Here is a 1,586-nt window from a genome sequence, read left to right on the forward strand (position 1 = left end):
ACGCCGCGTTCGGAGGCCTACTTTGTTTTCCCTCTGGCGCAAGGCACGCCGGGAAAACAGTGCGGCCTCGCGGCTACTGGGGTCTACCAGCCTTCGCTTCGCTCTCCATGGCTGGCAGCGCTGGTCAGGCTCTCGCCTGTCATGTCGGCCGGCGCTGGCGTGTCACCGCCACTCATGTCTGACAGCTTTTTTACGAATGCCCTGTCATGGGTGGAAGCGCCTACCGCAGTAAGCCAGGGTGCCTCTGCCGGTGAACCCACTGTCCAGGGAGCAGGACCATCGTTGCCTGCGGAAGTGGCGACGAAGATGCCTGCCGCACGGGCATTGCGAAAACCTACGGTATCGAAGTCATTCCAGACATCCGATACTGCCGGCGAACCTATGGAATAGTTGATGACATCCACGCCATCGGCAATGGCATCATCGATGGCGCCGGACAACCCGGACAGGCTGCAGCATCCCGCATAGGCGATGATATTGGCATGGGGCGCCACGCCGGAGATGTTGGCGGATATCGTGATGGTTGGCGCAATGATATCGACAGCCACGTGGTTTCCGGCTGCCGTGCTGGCCGTATGCGAGCCATGGCCGTTGGCATCCCTGGGATCGGTACCGTTGCTGTCTCCAGTATCATAACCCCGTGCGCCGATCAGTTTGTCGTTGCAGGGAAAGGTCGCGTCGTAGGATGGATCACCACTGTTGCACACGCCCACGTAGTTGCCCGCACCACGAGGATTCACATGATCGTAGCCATCACCACCCACATCGGCAAATGAAGGATTGGAAGGATTGATACCAGTGTCGATGATACCCACCACCACGCCTTCCCCCTGGTTTGCGGGAAAGGCATCACCGTTCCAGATGGCAGGCGCACCGATCCAGGACGGCCCCGCATCGGTATGCAGCTCCCGTTTCACATCACGCTGTATGAACTCGACGCCAGGCAGGTGGCTGATCTTTTCAGCTTCATCTGGCGTCAGCCAGATCGCCATGCCATTGTTGCCATAGAAGTATTCGCGAACGACCCTGGCCTGGCGCCCGATTGCACTTTCGATAGCGCCTTCCAATGCGCTGTGACTCCTTGCCAAATAAGATTTGTAGGCGGCAACGGCAGAAGATGTAGCATCCAGCTTTTCTGAATTCGTGAAACGGGGACTGGTTGCCTTGAGTCCCTGAACGCCGCCTTTGTAGCTTGCCAGTGGCGCATCACGCAACCGGATCAGATAGACAGCCGCCTCATCACTTTTTCCATCGGCTTTCTTATCCAGGTGTTGCCCACTGCTTATCAGCCTGATATCGGCAGCATCGACAGCCTTCAAATCACTGCCGGCGGCGGCCGAAAAAGCGGGAACAGCGGAAAAGCAAAAAATCACACTCGCTGAGGCAATGAACAACTGCATCTGTCTGGTCAACATGACAGTGACCTCCTGATCTTCTATCGGTTTTTTAGACTACCTCAATAACACATCTAGAGTTTAGAGTAAGCAACATTGTTCCACCGTATATTTTCGGGTGAAATAAAGTTGCTATTTTGTTCATACTGCCCGTTAGAGCTTGTTCTATACGCTGATTGCTGCATCCTGCTC

The 1,586-nt window shown here is 55.7% G+C and carries 1 protein-coding gene; it reads right to left on the reverse strand.

Annotated features, from left to right (window positions below; translation table 11 throughout):
- Nucleotides 1-83 precede the first annotated feature (83 nt).
- Nucleotides 84-1,415 carry a S8 family serine peptidase gene (locus ACOCD2_RS19300; RefSeq protein ID WP_293652569.1) on the reverse strand — a complete coding sequence of 444 codons (1,332 nt, stop codon included), beginning with the start codon at nt 1,413-1,415 and terminating at the stop codon, nt 84-86.
- Nucleotides 1,416-1,586: the final 171 nt, after the last annotated feature.

The organism is Thiolapillus sp. (assembly GCF_048562965.1).
GTDB classification, from domain to species: Bacteria; Pseudomonadota; Gammaproteobacteria; order Chromatiales; family Chromatiaceae; genus Thiolapillus; species Thiolapillus brandeum_A.

Coding starts and splice junctions, on each gene's coding strand:
- ACOCD2_RS19300 (WP_293652569.1), bottom strand. CDS start 1,415: ATGTTGACCAGACAGATGCAGTTGTTCATTGCCTCAGCGAGTGTGATT.